We start from the raw sequence: 19346 nt of genomic DNA on the forward strand, positions 1-19346 counted from the left end.
ATTGATTGAAAAAGACCGTGGCAAATGCTGCGGTCTTTTTATGAATAATGAATTATTTTTTGGCTGTTAGCTGTTATGAATGCAAACTGAGCTCTTCAGTTTTTATCCATGACTGTTAATCATCAACTCTTTGGAAGGTAAACTCCATGACTACGAACCCTAAACCGGCGTATCAACGTATTCTGTTAAAACTTAGCGGCGAAGCACTACAAGGCGAAGAAGGTTTTGGTATTGACGCGACGGTCCTTGATCGTATGGCTCAAGAAGTAAAAGAATTGGTTGAACTAGGTGTTCAAGTAGGCGTTGTTATCGGTGGCGGTAACCTTTTCCGTGGTGCAGGCCTTGCTGAAGCAGGTATGAACCGCGTTGTTGGTGACCACATGGGTATGCTAGCAACGGTAATGAACGGCCTTGCAATGCGTGACGCTCTGCACCGTGCTTACGTAAATGCACGTGTAATGTCAGCTATCCCTCTTAAAGGTGTGTGTGACGACTACAATTGGGCAGATGCAATCAGCCAACTACGTCAAGGTCGTGTTGTGATCTTCTCAGCTGGTACTGGTAACCCATTCTTCACTACAGATTCTGCTGCGTGTCTACGTGGTATCGAAATTGAAGCTGACGTAGTTCTAAAAGCGACAAAGGTAGATGGCGTATTTACTGCTGACCCAGTAGCAAACCCAGACGCAGAGCTGTATGATACGTTGTCTTACAACACTATTCTTGAAAAAGAACTTAAAGTGATGGATTTGGCTGCATTTACGCTAGCACGTGATCACAAAATGCCAATCCGTGTATTTAACATGAATAAACCAGGCGCATTACGTCGCGTGGTTATGGGTGAAACTGAAGGTACATTAATCAGCGACGCTGACTAATTTTTCGGGCTTACTGAGGTGTTATGCTTTGGTAAGCTTATCCTTATCACTCCAAATAAAAAGCTTTCTTGAAGAAAGAACATAATCAAGGTGAAATTGTGATTAACGAAATCAAAAAAGACGCTCAAGAGCGTATGGATAAAAGTGTAGATGCACTTAAAAATAGCCTACAAAAGATTCGTACAGGCCGTGCTCACCCAAGCCTACTGTCTGGTCTTACTGTAGAGTATTACGGTGCACCAACGCCTTTGGCTCAAGTTGCTAACGTTATTGCAGAAGATGCACGTACACTAGCAATTACAGTGTTTGATAAAACACTGACTCCTTTAGTTGAAAAAGCAATCCTGACATCTGACCTAGGCCTAAACCCTATGTCTGCTGGCACGGTTATTCGTGTACCACTTCCAGCGTTAACGGAAGAGCGTCGTAAAGACCTCGTTAAAATCGTTCGTGGTGAAGCTGAAGGTGGCCGTGTTGCTATCCGTAATATCCGTCGTGACGCGAATGGCGATCTAAAAGCACTTCTGAAAGACAAAGAAATCTCTGAAGATGAAGATCGTAGAGCACAAGACGAAATTCAAAAGCTAACTGACATTGCGGTTAAGAACGTAGATGAAGTTCTAGCAACTAAAGAAAAAGAGTTGATGGAAGTTTAATTTTCCATATTCTTTTCTTTCCGGAAAAACGCTGTACTCACGGTTCAGCGTTTTTTTATGCTACTCTGTTCGACTATTAGAATTTGATTCACTCTTTTATGCATAATTCTCAAGCGTTCACAGACTCTCTTCCTAAACACATTGCTATCATTATGGATGGTAATGGCCGCTGGGCAAAAGCTCAGGGCAAGCCTCGCGTCTTTGGTCATAAAAACGGTGTTCAAGCCGTTCGTAAAACCATCTCTTCATCTGCCAGACTTGGCATTAAGGCCGTTACACTTTTTGCGTTTAGTAGCGAGAACTGGCGTCGTCCTGAAGAAGAAGTCGGTATCTTGATGGAACTGTTTATTTCAGTGCTGTCGAGTGAAGTCAAAAAACTTCATAAAAATAATCTACAATTGCGTGTTATTGGTGATAAAAGTCGTTTCAATGATCGACTACAAAAGAAGATAGAAGAAGCAGAAGCTTTGACTAGTACCAATACGGGTATGGTTATTAATATTGCTGCTAACTATGGCGGCAAGTGGGATATCCAGCAGGCAATGACCTCAATTGCTCAACAGGTAAAGTCTGGCGATATTAATGTAGATGACATTGATGAAGCTATGATTACACAGCACCTGACTATGGCAGATATTCCTGAAGTTGACCTACTTATCCGCACCAGTGGCGAGTGCCGCATTAGTAACTTTATGCTTTGGCAATTGGCTTACGCCGAAATGTATTTCACTGAACAATTCTGGCCAGACTTTAATGAAGACAGCTTAGTAGAAGCTGTGACTTGGTTTGTAAACCGCGAGCGTCGTTTTGGATGCACTGGTGAGCAAATTAAAGCTCTGATGGACAGTTAATAAGGATTTTTTGGTTTGAAACAACGAATTATTACGGCGTTGATTTTAGCTCCCCTAGTTATTCTAGGTATTTTCGAGTTATCACTTCCCACGTTTATTCTTTCACTAGCAGTAATCTCGCTATTGGGCTTTTGGGAGTGGACTCAGTTTGTTGAAAGCAAATCGCGTTATTTAGCGCTGATTCCAACGGTTGTAGTCAGTGCTGCAAGTTTTGCTTTTATCCCTTTTGATGCATTTAGCCTTAATCATTTATCTAGCGCTCACTACACAATTCTAACGATTGGCTCTATTTGGTGGGTAATAGCAAGTGGTATGGCAGTGACTTATCCTAAGTCTATGCCCGCATGGAAAGATTCTTCTCTCCTTCGTCACGCATTTGGCGTGCTGACTCTGCTGCCATTTTTCTGGAGTGTGGTTATTCTGCGCGCTAACGGTATCGATGTTGATCCTTACCACGGTGCAAAATTGGTGATGTTTGTTTGTTTGCTCGTTTGGGCTGCTGACAGCGGTGCTTATTTTTCAGGAAAGAGTTTTGGTAAGCGTAAAATGGCACCGGCGGTAAGCCCTAATAAGACGATTGAAGGTCTTATTGGTGGCATTATTACAGCGGTGATCATAGCTTGGATTTTTGCTGACTTGTTTGATATCCAATTCACAAGTCCTTTTCACATGATTGTAATTACCCTTGTGACTGTCGTTATCTCTGTTCTTGGTGACCTTGTTGAAAGCATGTTTAAGCGTGTTTCCGGGGTGAAAGACAGCAGTAATCTGATTCCTGGTCATGGTGGTATACTTGATAGAATAGATAGCTTAACGGCTGCATTCCCTGTCTTTGCTCTGCTTTATTTAGCATTCTAATAATAAAGGGCAGTGATTCTGCCCTTTATTTCATTTCTACGGTCATATGTGATGCGAAATCTAACTATCCTTGGCGCTACCGGCTCAATTGGTGCAAGTACACTAAAAGTCGTTGAACAAAACCCAGATCTCTATTCGGTCGTGGCACTGGCTGCCGGGTCGAATGTCGAAAAGATGTTGGCGTTAGTTGAAAAGTGGCAACCAAGCTATATTGCTATGGCTTGCCCAGATGCTGCATCTCAGCTGACTGAAATGCTGTCTGCTAATTATCCTAACGTTACAGTACTTTCAGGCCCAGAAGGCATGTGTCAGGTTGCTTCTCTAGAGGAAGTGGACACGGTAATGGCTGCGATTGTGGGAGCAGCAGGCTTGCTTCCTACGATGGCATCGGTTAAGGCTGGTAAGCGTATTTTGCTTGCTAATAAAGAAGCTTTAGTGATGTCAGGGCAGTTGTTTATAGACGCCGTGGAAAAGTACGGTGCTGAACTACTTCCTGTAGACAGTGAGCATAATGCTATCTTCCAATGTCTACCGCAAAATGTACAAACCCATCTAGGTCGTTGTAATCTGGAAGAGAACGGTATCAACCATATTCTCTTGACGGGTTCTGGTGGTCCTTTCCGCTATACGGATGTTGCTGAGTTAGAATCGGTAACACCGGCTCGCGCTATTGCACACCCTAACTGGTCTATGGGCCCTAAGATCTCTGTTGACTCTGCGACCATGATGAATAAAGGTCTTGAGTACATTGAAGCTAAGTGGCTATTTAATGCTTCTCAAGAACAATTAAAAGTCATTATTCATCCTCAGTCTGTGATTCATTCAATGGTCCAGTACAAGGATGGCTCGGTACTTGCTCAAATGGGTGAACCCGATATGGCGACGCCAATCGCTTTGACGATGTCTTATCCTGAGCGTACAGAAGCTGGCGTTAAGCCTCTGGATTTCACCAAAGTGGGCGAGCTTACTTTTCTAGAACCCGATTTTAGCCGTTACCCATGTTTAAGATTGGCAATTGAAGCGTGTTACCTAGGGCAGCATGCAACAACAGCAATTAATGCTGCCAATGAAATTGCAGTCGATGCCTTTTTGAACAATCGGGTTAAGTTTACCGATATTGCTGTCATTAACGAGCATGTTATGAGCAAAGTATGTGAACAATATAGCTCTGAGGGCTTAGATAGCTTGGAAAGCCTTCTTGAGCTAGATAATATGTCTCGTCAAATAGCCATTCAATTTATTAAAGAGCAGCTAGCATGAGTGGAATTCTGTGGAACTTCGCATCTTTTATTGTAGCGCTTGGTATTCTGGTTGCTGTTCATGAGTTTGGACACTTCTGGGTTGCTCGTCGTTGTGGTGTGAAAGTAGAAAAATTCTCGATTGGTTTTGGTAAATCAATCTGGAGCAAGATCGGCCGTGATGGTACTGAATACAGCTTGTCAGTGATTCCGCTGGGCGGCTACGTTAAGATGCTCGATGGGCGTGTTGACGACCTTTCTGAAGAAGAGCAGCAATACGCTTTTGACAAGAAGCCATTGTGGAAACGCACGGCCATAGTCGGTGCAGGCCCAGCATTTAACTTTATCTTTGCTGTGTTTGCGTATTGGCTGGTATTTTTGATTGGCGTGCCTGCGGTTAAACCGGTGATCGGTGAGGTCACCCCGCAATCTATTGTTGCACAAGCCGGAATTGAAACTGGAATGGAACTTAAATCTATTTCAGGAATCAAAACCGCAGATTGGGAATCAGTCAATATGGGTTTGATCTCACATATTGGTGACCAATCCATGACAGTAACGGTTTCTTCTCAAGACGATATTGGCTTTGAGCAACAGATGACATTGGATATTTCAGACTGGTCGTTCAACCCAGAAACTGAGTCTGCAATGACAACGCTTGGTTTTAGACCGTACTCTCCAGAGATATCAACAGTGCTTGCTCAAGTTATTGATGATGGCGCTGCATACTCTGCGGGGCTAGAAGCTGGTGACAAAATTGTTGAAATTAATGGGCAGCCAATTGAACAGTGGCAGTCGGTTGTTGAGTTGATTCGCTCGAACCCGATGAAATCAATGAACCTTATTGTACTGCGTAATGGTTTTGAACAGTCGTTGTCTATGACGCCAAAAAGTCGAGAGCTTTCTGATGGTTCAATAATCGGCTATGCGGGTATTGCTCCAGAAGTCGCAGAATGGCCAGAAGATTATCGCTTTGAGTTACAATTTGGTGTAATTGAGTCTGTAGGAAAAGCATTTGATAAAACAGGTCAAATCATTGGTTTGACGCTGACAATGCTCAAGAAGCTCATCGTTGGCGATGTTGGCTTAAACAACTTGAGTGGCCCGATTTCAATTGCTAAAGGCGCAGGTACAACCGCCGATTACGGTTTGGTTTACTTCTTAGGCTTTTTGGCTCTGATTAGTGTCAATTTGGGTATTATTAATTTGGTTCCGCTGCCTATGCTTGATGGCGGACATTTGCTCTTTTTCGCTATTGAGGCCATTACTCGTAAACCGGTTCCTGAAAAAATTCAGGAAATGGGATACAGAGTGGGAGGAGCAATCCTCTTCTCTTTGATGGCTCTGGCAATATTTAATGATTTTACTCGTCTGTGAATGGTTTCTCACAGGCATTGGTAGTAGCAAGGAATAATTAGAATAAGTATGGCGATTAAGCAAATTCTGTTCGCAAGTCTATTGGCCACTAGTGTGGCTGCGAACGGAGCACAAAACTTTGTAGTTCAAGATATCAAGATCGAAGGTTTACAGCGTGTTGCACTTGGTGCAGCCCTACTGAAAATGCCAGTGCGTATTGGCGATGAAGTGGATGAAGGCGATGTATCTGAGATCATTCGTGCACTGTATGCTTCAGGTAACTTTGAGGATGTTAAGGTCCTTCGCGATGAAGGTGTTTTAGTTGTTCAAGTAAAAGAACGACCGACCATCGCAAGCATTTCATTCTCAGGGAACAAAGCGATCAAAGAAGAGCAACTTCAGCAGAACCTAGATGCATCTGGTGTTCGTGAAGGTGAAGCCCTTGACCGCACAACGCTGAGTAACATCGAGAAAGGCCTTGAAGATTTTTACTACAGTGTTGGTAAGTACAACGCGACAGTAAAAGCGGTTGTGACACCTTTGCCTCGTAACCGTTCTGACCTTAAGTTTGTATTTACTGAAGGCGTATCCGCTAAGATTCAGCAAATCAACTTTATTGGTAATGAAGTCTTCTCTGATGCTGAGCTACTGAGCCGTTTCAACCTGAATGTTGATGTTGCATGGTGGAATTTCCTTGCGGATGAAAAATACCAGAAGCAAGTATTAGCGGGTGATATCGAAGCGTTGAAATCGTACTACCTTGACCGTGGTTACCTTAAATTTAAGGTGGATTCTACACAAGTAGCGATCTCTCCAGATAAGAAAGGCGTTTACATCACGCTTGGTATTGATGAAGGCGAAGCCTACACCGTTAAAGATGTCGCGTTTCGCGGTGAGCTGATTGGTCGTGAGGCTGATTTTGAAGCATTAGTACCATTTGAAGACGGCGATACGTACAACGGCTCTTCTGTGACATCACTAGAAGAGGGCGTAAAGCGTATTCTTGGTGAGTCTGGTTATGCGTACCCACAAGTACGTACTATTCCTGAATTTGACGATGAGACCAAAGAAGTGTCATTGGTTATTAATGTAGAAGCGGGCAGCCGTATCTACGTTCGTGATATTCGATTTACGGGTAATAACTCGACCAAAGATGAAGTACTACGTCGTGAAATGCGTCAAATGGAAGGCAGCTGGCTTAACTCTAAGTCAATTGACACCGGTAAGAGCCGCCTTAACCGTTTAGGTTTCTTTGAAACGGTTGATGTACAAACAGTGCGTGTTCCTGGCAGTGAAGACCAAGTTGACTTGGTTTACAACGTTAAGGAAGCGAACTCAGGCAGCATCAACTTTGGTGTTGGTTACGGTACCGAATCAGGTGTCAGCTTCCAAGTTGGTTTGCAACAAGATAACTTTGCGGGTTCAGGTAACCGTGTTGGCGTAAGTGCCATGATGAACGATTACCAAAAGAACGTGAGCTTAGACTACCGAGACCCATACTGGAACCTTGATGGTGTGAGCTTAGGCGGTAAGATCTTCTACAACGAATTCGAAGCCTCTGAAGCGGGTATCGTCGACTATACCAACCAAAGTTATGGTACCAGCCTGACATGGGGCTTCCCTATGGATGAGCTGAACCGTATCGAATTTGGTGTTGGCTATACGCACAACAAGATCGGTAACGTTCCGACTTATATCCAAGTGGAACAGTTCGCGAGAAGTATTAACCAATATGGTGACGAAAACATCTTAACCGATGACTTCGATATCAATATCTCTTGGACACGTAACAACCTTAACCGTGGTTTCTTCCCAACCGAGGGTAATCACCAACGTGCTTTCGCTAAAATGACTGTACCAGGCTCTGACGCTAAGTACTTCAAAGCTCAGTACGATGTAAAACATTACATCCCGCTGACCAAAAAGCATGAGTTCACACTTTTGATGCGTGGCCGATTAGGATATGGTAATGGTTACGGTCAAACGGATGGTAATGATAACTTGTTCCCATTCTACGAGAACTACTACGCAGGTGGCTTTACAACGTTGCGTGGCTTTGGCTCTAACTCAGCGGGTCCAAAAGCCGTTTACGGGAGCAGTACGGGTAACAACCCTACGTACAGCTCTGCAACCGATGATTCGGTTGGTGGTAATGCGGTTGCCTTGGCAAGTTTAGAGTTAATTGTACCTACGCCGTTTGCTTCTGATGAAGCACGCAGCCAAATTCGAACCAGTGTCTTCTTCGACATGGCAAGTGTTTGGGATACGGAATTTGTAGATCGTAATAGACCTACTAGCGGTGGTCAGTACTACTACGACTACTCTGATCCAACAAATTACCGTTCATCTTATGGTGCAGCCCTTCAATGGATGTCGCCGATGGGCCCATTGGTTTTCTCTCTAGCGAAACCCGTTAAAATTTACGAAGGTGATGATGAGGAATTCTTCACATTTACCATTGGTAGAACTTTCTAATATTTAAAGGACAATATTTTGAAAAATATGATTAAAGCAGCAGGTTTAGGCCTTGTAGTTCTTAGCTCTTCTTTCTTTGCAACAGCTGCTGAAGCTGCGCAAAAAGTGGGTTATGTAAACACTGCACAAGTATTCCAGGCTCTACCTCAACGCGAAGTTGTTCTTCAAAAAATGCAGGAAGAGTTCAAAGATAAAGCAGCTGAGCTGCAGAGCATTCAAGCAGAAGCAAAAACTAAGATTGAAAAGCTTAAGCGTGATGGTGAACTACTAGGTCCTGACGAAGTTGAGAAGCTTCGTATCGAAGTCGGTCAACTAGATAGTAAGTACAAAATCAAAGCTCAAGCTCTAGAAAAAGCAAGCCAACGTCGTGAAGCACAAGAGAAGCAGAAGCTATTCAAAGTGATTCAAGATGCTGTAACTAAAGTTGCAGAGAAAGAAGGCTACGACATGATTGTTGATATTCAAGCTCTGCAGTACGGCAAGCCGGAATACAACATCTCTGAGCAAGTAATTAAATCACTGAAATAAGTTTATGAAGAACCTGACTTTAGCCGAATTGGCAACGATTACCGGGGGAGAGCTACACGGAGACGGTACGGTTACCGTTTCAGCAGTTGCTCCTATGGATAAAGCGCAAGAAGGAAACATTACGTTCCTTTCGAACGTGAAGTACAGCAAGCACCTTGGTGACTGTAAAGCATCCGCTATTATGGTTAAAGAGAGTGAGCGCGAACTGTGTAAGACCAACGTGATTGTGGTCAGCGACCCTTACGTTGCTTTTGCTAAAGTTGCTCAAGCGCTTGATACTACTCCTGCACCCGCAGCGGCTATCGCTGATTCTGCTTCAATTTCAAGCGATGCAACCATTGGACAAAATGTGTCTATCGGTGCGAACGCTGTGATTGAGTCTGGTGTGGTACTTGGTGATGATGTGATCATCGGAGCTGGTTGTTTTATTGGTAAAAATGCAAATATTGGCACAGGCACTAAGCTATGGGCTAATGTAAGTGTTTACCATGAAGTCGTGATTGGTGACGCGTGTTTGATTCAATCAAGCACTGTCATTGGCTCTGATGGCTTTGGTTATGCGAACGAGAAAGGTGAGTGGGTTAAGATTCCACAAGTCGGTTCAGTTCGCATTGGTAACCGTGTAGAAATTGGCGCGTGTACAACCATCGACCGTGGCGCATTAGATGACACAATCATTGAAGATAACGTTATCTTAGATAACCAGCTTCAAATTGCTCACAATGTTCACATCGGATATGGTTCTGCTATTGCAGGTGGTACTATTATCGCAGGCAGCACGACGATAGGTAAGTACTGTATTATTGGTGGCGGTTGTGTGATTAATGGTCATATTGAAATCGTTGGCGGCGTTACAATCACTGGTATGGGGATGGTAATGCGCAGTATCACTGAGAAAGGCATGTACTCTTCGGGTATTCCTTTACAGCCAAACAAAGATTGGCGTAAAACAGCAACGCGTGTACATCGTATTGATGAAATGAACAAGCGTTTGAAAACCGTTGAAAAACTTATCGAGAAGAGCGCGGAATCATAATTCCAGCATTTCTAATAAAAGGCTCGCGTACAGCGAGTCTTTTTCGTTTATAATCCTTCTAATTAAATAAAGAATATACATAGGAATACGACTTTGACTACTGAACAGACAACGATGAACATTACTGAAATTCAGGAACTATTACCTCATCGCTACCCATTCTTAATGGTTGATCGTGTGACTAGCTTTGAAAAAGAAAAAACACTGACTGCGATTAAGAATGTCTCTGTTAACGAACCTCAGTTCACCGGCCACTTCCCTCAACTTCCTGTATTCCCAGGTGTGTTGATCTTAGAAGCAATGGCTCAAGCAACTGGTCTTCTAGCATTTAAATCATTTGGTGCCCCTTCTGGTAACGAGCTTTACTACTTTGCAAGTGTAGATAAAGCAAAATTCCGCAAGCCAGTAGTGCCAGGTGACCAACTGATTATCGAAGTTGAATTCTTAAAAGAGCGTCGTGGTATTGCATCGTTTAACGGCGTTGCTAAAGTTGACGGCGTAGTTGTATGTTCAGCTGAACTTAAATGTGCTCGTAGAGAGTTTTAATATGATTCATGAAACAGCGAAAATTCACCCGGCAGCAGTAATCGAAGGTGATGTAACTATCGGTGCTAACGTGACGGTTGGGCCTTTCACTTACATTGCTGGTAACGTGACAATTGGTGACGACACTGAAGTGATGTCGCATGTGGTGATCAAAGGTCACACAACCATTGGTAAAGAAAACCGCATCTTCCCACACGCTGTTATCGGTGAAGAGAACCAAGATAAGAAATACGGTGGCGAAGAGACAACAGTTGTGATCGGTGATCGCAACGTGATTCGTGAGGCGGTTCAAATCCACCGTGGTACAACTCAAGACAAAGCAACCACAGTGATCGGTGATGACAACTTACTTTGTGTTAATGCTCACGTAGCACACGATGTTATTGTTGGTAACCATACTCACATTGGTAACAACGCTATTCTTGGCGGTCACGTAACAGTGGGTGACTACGCTGGTGTAATGGCGCTATCTGCGATTCACCCGTTCTGTTCAATAGGTGCTTACGCCTACATTGGCGGCTGTTCTGCTGTTGTTCAAGATGTACTGCCGTACGTGCTTGCACAGGGTAACCATGCGGCTCCATTTGGCCTTAACCTAGTGGGCTTGAAGCGTAACGGATTTGGGAAACCAGAAATTCGTGCACTACAGAAAGCGTACAAAGAGTTATACCGTTCAGGTAAAACACTTGAAGAAGCGAAAGCGGCTTTAGTTGAAATGGCGAAAGAGTTTACTTCGGTTACTCCTATGCTAGAAATGCTAGAGAACTCTGAGCGCGGTATTATTCGTTAATACTTGATATGATTGTTTACCAATCATATCAAGTACGACAATAATGACTTAATCAGATTGGTATAACAAAAAGATCGCTACTCATTGGGCGGTCTTTTTTGTTTTAGGCAAGAAGGGAATTGGAAAACTATGGCACAGCAAGAAGCAGCAACCAATAGCTCGGACTTTGTTTCGAATGAACCTCTACGCGTAGGTATCGTCGTCGGAGAACTCTCGGGTGACACGCTTGGCGAGGGTTTTATTAAAGCGGTCAAATCACAATATCCGAATGCTGAATTCGTGGGTATTAGCGGACCAAAAATGAAAGCGCTTGGTTGTGAGTCTCTTTTCGAAATGGAAGAGCTTGCCGTGATGGGGCTTGTAGAAGTGCTTGGTCGTTTACCTCGTTTGTTAAAAGTGAAAGCGGAACTGGTTAAGTATTTCACTCAAAACCCGCCAGATGTCTTCGTTGGTATCGATGCGCCAGACTTCAACCTAAGACTTGAATTGGATCTTAAGAACGCGGGTATTAAGACCGTTCATTATGTCAGCCCTTCAGTATGGGCATGGCGTCCAAAGCGTATCTTTAAAATCGACAAAGCAACCGACTTGGTACTGGCTTTCTTGCCGTTCGAAAAGGCATTCTACGATAAATATAATGTTGCTTGTGAATTTGTTGGCCATACATTGGCAGACACCATTCCACTAGAGCCGAATAAAAAAGAAGCTCGCGAGCTTTTAGGTTTAGATCAAGATAAGCCTTGGTTAGCAGTATTACCGGGTAGTCGCGGTGGTGAGATGAGTTTGATTGCTCAACCCTTTATTGAAACTTGCCAGCGTATTAAGCAAAAATACCCTGATATCAATTTTGTTGTTGCGCTCGTTAATGAGCAGCGTAAAAAGCAGTTCACTGAAATTTGGCAATCGACGGCACCTGAACTTGAATTTACGTTGGTAGAAGATACCGCCACCAACGTGATTACCGCTGCTGATTCTGTTCTGTTAGCTTCGGGTACTGTTGCTCTCGAATGCATGTTGCTGAAACGCCCGATGGTCGTTGGCTACAAAGTAAATAAACTGACGGGTTATATTGTTAAGAAATTATCGATTACTGAATTCGTATCGTTGCCGAACATTTTGGCTGGCGAAGAGATTGTGAAAGAGCATATTCTTGAAGAGTGTCACCCAGACTTCTTGTTTCCGTCTGTCGATAAGATGCTATCCGCTGATAACAGCGCATTAATCGAACGCTTTACCGAGATGCATCATTGGATTCGTAAAGACGCGGATAAACAAGCCGCTAATGCGGTATTGAAATTGATAGATCGACCATGTGTTGAGTCATAAAGTGCTTGTTTACAGAACATTAAGAGAAGAATTATGGCAGTAAAAGAGAAAAAAGAGCTTCCTCCTTTTGAGTATCCTCAAGGCTACCAGTTATTTGCTGGTGTTGATGAGGTAGGGCGCGGGCCGTTAGTTGGCGATGTTGTTACAGCTGCGGTTATCCTCGACCCTAATAATCCAATCGAAGGTTTGAACGACTCAAAGAAACTGTCTGAGAAGAAGCGTCTGGCTCTGTTTCCTGAAATCAAAGAGAAAGCCTTGGCTTGGTCTGTTGGTCGTTGTTCCCCGCAAGAAATTGATGAGTGGAATATTCTGCAAGCGACCATGGTTGCTATGCAGCGAGCTATCGCAGGGCTAAGCGTTCAACCGGATATGGCACTAATCGATGGAAACCGCGTTCCTGAACTGCCGATGGATGGTCTTGCTATTGTAAAAGGGGACTTGCGAGTTGCTGAAATCAGTGCGGCATCTATCATCGCTAAAGTTGTTCGTGACCAAGAGATGGAAGAACTTGATAAACTTCATCCAGAGTTTGGTTTTGCTCAACATAAAGGTTATCCGACCAAAGCGCATTTCGAGGCGATTGAAAAACACGGTGTCACCGAGCATTACCGCAAAAGCTTTAAGCCAGTAAAGCGCATTTTAGGTCTCGACTAAAACTCGTCGACTAAGGCTGTATATTGATTAGGGCTTAGTATTGGTTAGAGCTTTATATTGATTAGAGCTTTATATTGCTTAGACTCATGTTGACCGGAGCAAGGCATCGAATAAAGTTGCTTGTTTGCGGTAGAAAAAAATAGAATACACACAGTTGTAATCCTAGGCCTAAACCTAGAACTCAGGAAAAATAATGTCAGATCCAAAATTTGTTCACCTACGCGTACACAGTGATTTTTCGATGGTGGATGGCCTATCTAAGGTGCCACCATTAGTTAAGAAAGTCGCTGAAATGGGTATGCCCGCTCTAGCATTGACCGACTTTACTAACCTATGTGGCTTGGTGAAATTTTACGGTACTGCTCATGGGTGTGGGGTTAAACCTATTATTGGTGCTGACTTCTTGATGCAGTCTCCGGATTTTGGCGATGAATTGACCAAACTCACTGTTATTGCAACGAATAATAAAGGTTACAACAACCTAACATTATTGATTTCAAAAGCTTACCTTCGTGGTCATGTACAACATCAGCCTGTTATTGATAAAGAGTGGCTGATTGAACATGCCGAAGGCCTGATTCTTCTATCGGGAGCAAAAGAGGGTGAGATTGGTAAGGCGCTGCTGAAAGGCAATCGAGAGTTGGTTGCAAGCAGCGTTGAGTTTTACAAAACACATTTCGCAGACCGTTTTTATCTGGAGCTCATTCGTACTGGGCGCCCGGACGAAGAGTCTTATCTGCACTTTGCACTAGAGCTTGCTGAACAAGAAGACCTGCCTGTTGTCGCGACCAACGAAGTGGTTTTCATCTCTGAAGACTTGTTTGACGCCCATGAAATTCGTGTGGCGATTCACGACGGTTTTACAATGGTTGATCCGCGTCGACCGAAAAACTACAGCTCACAACAATACTTGCGTAGTGAAGAAGAGATGTGTGAGTTGTTCTCTGACATCCCTGAAGCACTGGAAAACAGTGTCGAGATTGCTAAGCGTTGTAACGTAACTGTTCGACTGGGCGAATACTTCTTACCTAACTTCCCAACGGAAGGTTTGGCGATTGAAGACTTCTTGATTAAAAAATCAGAAGAAGGCCTTGAGCGTCGTTTATCGTTTCTATTCCCTGATGAGAAAGTTCGAGCTGAACGCAGACCTGAATACGATGAGCGACTTAAGATTGAACTTGAAGTTGTCAACAACATGGGGTTCCCGGGTTACTTCTTGATCGTAATGGAGTTCATCCAGTGGTCAAAAGATAACGACGTACCAGTAGGCCCGGGTCGTGGTTCTGGTGCTGGTTCTTTGGTGGCTTACGCATTGGATATCACCGATCTTGATCCACTTGAATATGACTTGCTGTTCGAACGTTTCTTGAACCCAGAACGTGTATCTATGCCCGATTTCGATATCGACTTCTGCATGGATAAACGCGACCAAGTTATTGATCACGTAGCAGAGATGTACGGTCGTGATGCCGTTTCTCAGATCATCACCTTTGGTACTATGGCGGCAAAAGCGGTAATTCGTGACGTTGGCCGAGTATTGGGCCACCCGTTTGGTTTCGTTGACCGTATTTCTAAGCTGGTTCCACCTGATCCGGGCATGACGCTAGAGAAGGCCTTCCTTGCTGAGCCAGCATTGCCAGAACTCTACGACGGTGATGAAGAAGTACGCGAACTGATTGATAAGTGTCGTATTCTTGAGGGGTGTACGCGAAATGCCGGTAAGCACGCGGGTGGTGTTGTTATCTCACCCACCACGATTACTGACTTTGCACCTATTTATGCAGATGCGGAAGGCAACTTCCCGGTAACGCAATTCGATAAGAATGACGTTGAAACCGCCGGTTTGGTTAAATTCGACTTCTTGGGTCTACGTACCCTGACTATCATCGATTGGGCGTTAGGCCTCGTAAACCCACGCTTGAAGAAAGAAGGTAAAGAGCCGGTTCGTATTGAATCGATTCCTCTAGATGACCAAGCGTCATTTAACCTATTACAAAATTCTGAAACGACGGCGGTATTCCAACTGGAATCACGCGGTATGAAAGATCTGATCAAGCGTCTACAACCCGACTCTTTTGAAGATATCATCGCATTGGTAGCTTTGTTCCGTCCGGGCCCTCTGCAATCAGGCATGGTAGATAACTTTATCGACCGTAAACACGGCCGAGAGGCTGTCTCTTACCCTGATGAAACGTGGCAACACGAATCGTTAAAAGAAACACTAGAACCAACTTACGGCATCATCCTGTATCAAGAGCAGGTAATGCAAATCGCTCAGATCCTTGCGGGTTATACGCTTGGTGGAGCGGATATGTTGCGTCGTGCGATGGGTAAGAAAAAGCCTGAAGAGATGGCAAAACAGCGCGGTACCTTTAAAGAAGGTGCTGAAGCCAATGGTGTTGATGGCGAACTGTCCATGAAGATCTTTGACTTGGTAGAGAAGTTTGCGGGCTACGGCTTCAACAAATCTCACTCTGCGGCATACGCACTGGTTTCTTATCAAACGCTGTGGCTGAAAACCCACTACCCGGCGGAGTTTATGGCAGCGGTAATGACCGCAGATATGGATAACACCGAAAAGGTTATTGGCCTTGTCGATGAGTGTTTCCGTATGAAGCTCAAGCTACTTCCACCCGATATCAACTCGGGTCTATACCGCTTCAATGTCGATGAAGACGGCGCGATTGTTTATGGCATTGGTGCGATTAAAGGGGTAGGTGAAGGCCCTATTGAAGCCATCATTGAAGCGCGAAATAAAGGCGGTTACTTTAAAGATTTATTCGACTTTTGTGCACGTCTTGATCTGAAGAAGGTCAACAAACGTGTTATTGAAAAGTTGATTCTATCAGGCGCGTTAGATAGATTAGGTCCTCACCGAGCGGCGATGATGGCATCATTGAAAGATGCGGTTAAGGCGGCAAGCCAACATCACCACGCTGAGTCGTTTGGTCAATCGGATATGTTTGGCGTGTTGACTGACGCTCCGGAAGAGGTGGAACACAAGTATACCCAAGTACCGAAGTGGCCTGAAAAGGTTTGGCTTGAAGGTGAGCGTGAGACGTTAGGTTTGTATTTAACGGGTCACCCGGTTAATGCGTACATTAAAGAGCTCGCGAAATACACCAGCTGTCGTTTGAAAGACGCCACGCCAACTCGTCGTGACCAGTCTTTAACGATTGCAGGTTTGGTAATTGCTGCTAGGGTAATGACCACGAAGCGCGGAACTCGAATTGGTTTGATGACCCTCGACGACCGATCGGGGCGAATGGAAGTGATGTTGTTCTCGGATGCGCTCGATCGCTACGCTGAATTACTCGAAAAAGATAAAATAGTGGTCGTTTCTGGACAGGTCAGCTTTGATGATTTCAATGGTGGGCTTAAAATGTCCGCGCGCGAGGTCATGGACTTAGGAAGCGCCCGTGAGAAATATGCTCGTGGGGTGTCGATATCTATCGATCAATCCCAAATTAACGGTCAATTTTTTGAACGCTTTAGTCAAATCTTAGAACCTTATAGAGCCGGAACGGTCCCAGTCAATGTATACTACCAGCGTGCCGACGCTAGAGCGCGGTTAACATTGGGCACAGAATGGCGTGTGACGCCAAGTGATACATTACTAGACGAATTAAAACAGCTGCTTGGAAATAGCCAAGTAGAACTCGAATTTAACTAAAATTTAGCTTCGTGAATACGGAGCTGAATCAACAAGGATTCATAGATGAGCCTGAACTTTCTAGAATTTGAAAAGCCTATCGCTGAACTTGAAGCAAAAATCGAAGCGCTACGTGACGTTTCGCGTCACGGTGGTGACACAGCGGTAGATCTAGACAAAGAAATCGAACAACTAGAGAAAAAAAGCTTAGAGCTTAAACAGAAAATCTTTAGTGACTTAGGTGCATGGCAGGTAGCTCAACTTGCTCGTCACCCTCAACGTCCGTACACCAAAGATTACCTGGAGCATGCCTTCACAGAATTTGAAGAGATGGCGGGCGATCGCGCTTACGCTGACGACAAAGCTATTGTGGGTGGTATGGCTCGTCTAAATGGTCGTCCTGTTATGGTTATTGGTCACCAGAAAGGTCGTGAGACTAAAGAGAAAGTGATCCGTAACTTTGGTATGCCAAAACCAGAAGGTTACCGTAAGGCACTTCGCCTAATGGAAACGGCTGAGCGTTTCAACATGCCAATTATTACTTTCATCGACACGGCGGGTGCTTACCCAGGTGTTGGTGCTGAAGAACGTGGTCAATCTGAAGCGATCGCAAAGAACCTTAAAGTAATGGCGGGCCTTTCAGTTCCAGTTATCTGTAACGTTGTGGGTGAAGGCGGTTCTGGTGGTGCACTAGCGATTGGTGTTGGTGACTACGTGAACATGCTTCAGTACTCTACGTACTCAGTAATCTCTCCAGAAGGTTGTGCTTCAATCTTATGGCGTGATTCAGATAAAGCACCACAAGCTGCTGAAGCTATGGGTCTAGTTGCTCCTCGCCTTAAAGAGCTTGAGCTTATCGATGAAATCATCCCTGAGCCTCTAGGTGGCGCGCACCGCGATCCAATACAGACAGCTCAGAACATGAAAGACATGTTAGTTAAACAGTTAGAAGAACTAGAGCAGTTTGATAACGAAGCACTTCTAGAGCGTCGTTACCAGCGCCTAATGAGCTACGGTTACTGCTGATAAGCGGCCTTAGCAAGGTATAAGACCTGCTTTCCATAACAAGTTGATGAAAGGGTTGGACTCAGTGCCAACCCTTTTTTATTATTAAAACATTCTCCTTTCTCATTAGTACACACGGCTCACTTAACCCCATGACTCACTTAATCGAAACTTTTACCTCTGCATTTCAACAAAGCGTGCTCAAGCCTCGTCGGTTGATCGTGGCTTTCAGTGGCGGTGTTGATTCTCGAGTTTTGTTAGAGTTAGCAGCGCAGTACGCGCAAACTTATGACATTGAGTGCTGCGCGGTGCACGTTCACCACGGTTTAAGCAACAATGCTGATCACTGGGCTGAGCAATGCCAAGCATGGTGTGATGCTTTGTCGGTTTCGTTAGCTATAGAACGAGTCTCGCTGGATATCGATAGTGGTGAGAGCGTAGAAAAGCTGGCTCGAGATGCTCGCTATAATGCGTTTCAGAAGCACCTGAGTTTTGGTGATGTTCTCATTACAGGTCAACACATCGACGATCAACTGGAGACTTTCTTGTTGGCGTTGAAGCGTGGCAGTGGTCCGAAAGGGCTCTCTTCAATGGCGAAGGTGATGCCGTTTGGCGAAGCGTTTATCGTTCGACCGCTACTTTCAGTGACTCGATCAGACATTGAAGCGTCGGCGCACTACATGGGTTTAACTTGGGTCGAAGATGAGAGTAATCAAGACGTTCGCTTTGACCGCAATTTTATTCGTCATCAAGTCACTCCGGCACTGACTGAGCGCTGGCCTAGTTTCCGAGAGGCGGTCAGTCGTAGTGCTCAGCTATGTGCAGAGCAAGAGTTACTGTTGGATGAGTTGCTTGAATCACACTTTCAGCAAGCTTTAGGGGATAGCCAAAACTTAAGCATTGAGGCGTTATCTCAACATTCAGACTTGTTACGAGCACGCCTGCTAAGAATGTGGTTGAGTCATTGTAATCAACCGATGCCGAGTCAAAAGCAGCTCAAGCTTATTTGGGATGAAGTCGCATGCGCTCAGGCGGACGCCAACCCTAAGCTGGTGTTGAATGATGCCGAAGTTCGACGTTTTAATCATCAGCTCTATTTAGTGAGAGAGACTAAAGACCTATCCGACTGGCAAAGCCATCTTTTAATGGGAGAGAGTGTGACGCTACCCGATGGCTTAGGGGAGCTACGCTTAAATTCAGCATTGAGTGAGGGCGAATCTAACAACCGTGATGTGCAAAGCTTTAGTTTGTCGGATACAAGTGCAACACTAAGAGTGATCTTTAACCCTGAAGGACTTTCGGCTCACCCTGTTGGGCGCGGGCATAGTAGAAAGCTCAAGAAGCTCTTTCAAGAATACCAAGTACCCAGTTGGTTAAGACGCAGAACGCCGATATTAATGGATGGCGATCGAGTGATCGCTGTTTTAGGCTTATTCGTAGATAAAAACTACGAAGGTCAAGATTGTGAAGCGCTTTGGAGCAAGTAGAAAAAGTTTG

At 44.5% G+C, this 19346-nt stretch carries 16 protein-coding genes; all 16 read left to right on the top strand.

Annotated elements, in window-relative coordinates; translation table 11 throughout:
* Positions 1-146 precede the first annotated feature (146 nt).
* The 16 genes from pyrH (at position 147) to tilS (ending at position 19336) form a co-directional block, all read left to right on the top strand.
* The gene (gene pyrH, locus AC3CHU_RS03710) at positions 147-878 is read left to right on the top strand and encodes a UMP kinase (RefSeq protein ID WP_017072669.1); all 732 of its coding nucleotides are present in this window, start codon (positions 147-149) and stop codon (positions 876-878) included.
* A gap of 98 nt (positions 879-976) precedes the next feature.
* Entirely contained in the window at positions 977-1534 is a 558-nt protein-coding gene (gene frr, locus AC3CHU_RS03715) for a ribosome recycling factor (RefSeq protein WP_004734349.1), read from the top strand.
* 98 nt (positions 1535-1632) lie between these two features.
* Positions 1633-2385, top strand: a complete 753-nt coding sequence (gene uppS / locus AC3CHU_RS03720; protein ID WP_029222668.1) for an undecaprenyl pyrophosphate synthase — start codon at positions 1633-1635, stop codon at positions 2383-2385.
* 15 nt (positions 2386-2400) lie between these two features.
* Positions 2401-3243: a phosphatidate cytidylyltransferase gene (locus tag AC3CHU_RS03725; protein ID WP_488518164.1), complete on the top strand. Its 843-nt coding sequence runs from the start codon at positions 2401-2403 to the stop codon at positions 3241-3243.
* Positions 3244-3294: 51 nt separating this feature from the next.
* Positions 3295-4503, top strand: coding sequence for a 1-deoxy-D-xylulose-5-phosphate reductoisomerase (ispC, locus tag AC3CHU_RS03730; protein WP_065205031.1), 1209 nt, complete (start codon positions 3295-3297; stop codon positions 4501-4503).
* Positions 4500-5858: a sigma E protease regulator RseP gene (gene rseP, locus AC3CHU_RS03735; RefSeq protein ID WP_017093243.1), complete on the top strand. Its 1359-nt coding sequence runs from the start codon at positions 4500-4502 to the stop codon at positions 5856-5858. The genes ispC and rseP overlap by 4 nt, the downstream gene beginning before the upstream one ends.
* A 48-nt stretch (positions 5859-5906) precedes the next feature.
* Positions 5907-8312, top strand: a complete 2406-nt coding sequence (gene bamA, locus AC3CHU_RS03740; RefSeq protein WP_017079407.1) for an outer membrane protein assembly factor BamA — start codon at positions 5907-5909, stop codon at positions 8310-8312.
* 27 nt (positions 8313-8339) lie between these two features.
* Positions 8340-8840: an OmpH family outer membrane protein gene (locus tag AC3CHU_RS03745; RefSeq protein ID WP_004734343.1), complete on the top strand. Its 501-nt coding sequence runs from the start codon at positions 8340-8342 to the stop codon at positions 8838-8840.
* Positions 8841-8844: 4 nt separating this feature from the next.
* Positions 8845-9876 carry a UDP-3-O-(3-hydroxymyristoyl)glucosamine N-acyltransferase gene (gene lpxD, locus AC3CHU_RS03750; RefSeq protein ID WP_017079409.1) on the top strand — a complete coding sequence of 344 codons (1032 nt, stop codon included), beginning with the start codon at positions 8845-8847 and terminating at the stop codon, positions 9874-9876.
* 93 nt (positions 9877-9969) lie between these two features.
* Positions 9970-10422, top strand: coding sequence for a 3-hydroxyacyl-ACP dehydratase FabZ (fabZ, locus tag AC3CHU_RS03755; protein WP_004734341.1), 453 nt, complete (start codon positions 9970-9972; stop codon positions 10420-10422).
* Between the two features lies 1 nt (position 10423).
* Complete coding sequence (lpxA, locus tag AC3CHU_RS03760) at positions 10424-11212, top strand: acyl-ACP--UDP-N-acetylglucosamine O-acyltransferase (protein WP_171329178.1); 789 nt, start codon at positions 10424-10426, stop codon at positions 11210-11212.
* 129 nt (positions 11213-11341) lie between these two features.
* Complete coding sequence (lpxB, locus tag AC3CHU_RS03765; RefSeq protein ID WP_017095544.1) at positions 11342-12538, top strand: lipid-A-disaccharide synthase; 1197 nt, start codon at positions 11342-11344, stop codon at positions 12536-12538.
* Between the two features lie 33 nt (positions 12539-12571).
* Positions 12572-13192, top strand: coding sequence for a ribonuclease HII (gene rnhB / locus AC3CHU_RS03770; RefSeq protein WP_004734338.1), 621 nt, complete (start codon positions 12572-12574; stop codon positions 13190-13192).
* A 193-nt stretch (positions 13193-13385) separates the two neighbouring features.
* Positions 13386-16865 (top strand): DNA polymerase III subunit alpha, encoded by a 3480-nt coding sequence (gene dnaE, locus AC3CHU_RS03775; RefSeq protein WP_488525089.1) that lies wholly within the window; start codon positions 13386-13388, stop codon positions 16863-16865.
* 45 nt (positions 16866-16910) lie between these two features.
* Entirely contained in the window at positions 16911-17870 is a 960-nt protein-coding gene (gene accA / locus AC3CHU_RS03780) for an acetyl-CoA carboxylase carboxyl transferase subunit alpha (protein WP_009847403.1), read from the top strand.
* Between the two features lie 131 nt (positions 17871-18001).
* Positions 18002-19336, top strand: a complete 1335-nt coding sequence (gene tilS / locus AC3CHU_RS03785) for a tRNA lysidine(34) synthetase TilS (RefSeq protein WP_488525090.1) — start codon at positions 18002-18004, stop codon at positions 19334-19336.
* The last annotated feature ends 10 nt before the right edge of the window (positions 19337-19346 follow it).

Source organism: Vibrio sp. QJM3NY_39 (assembly GCF_057785895.1).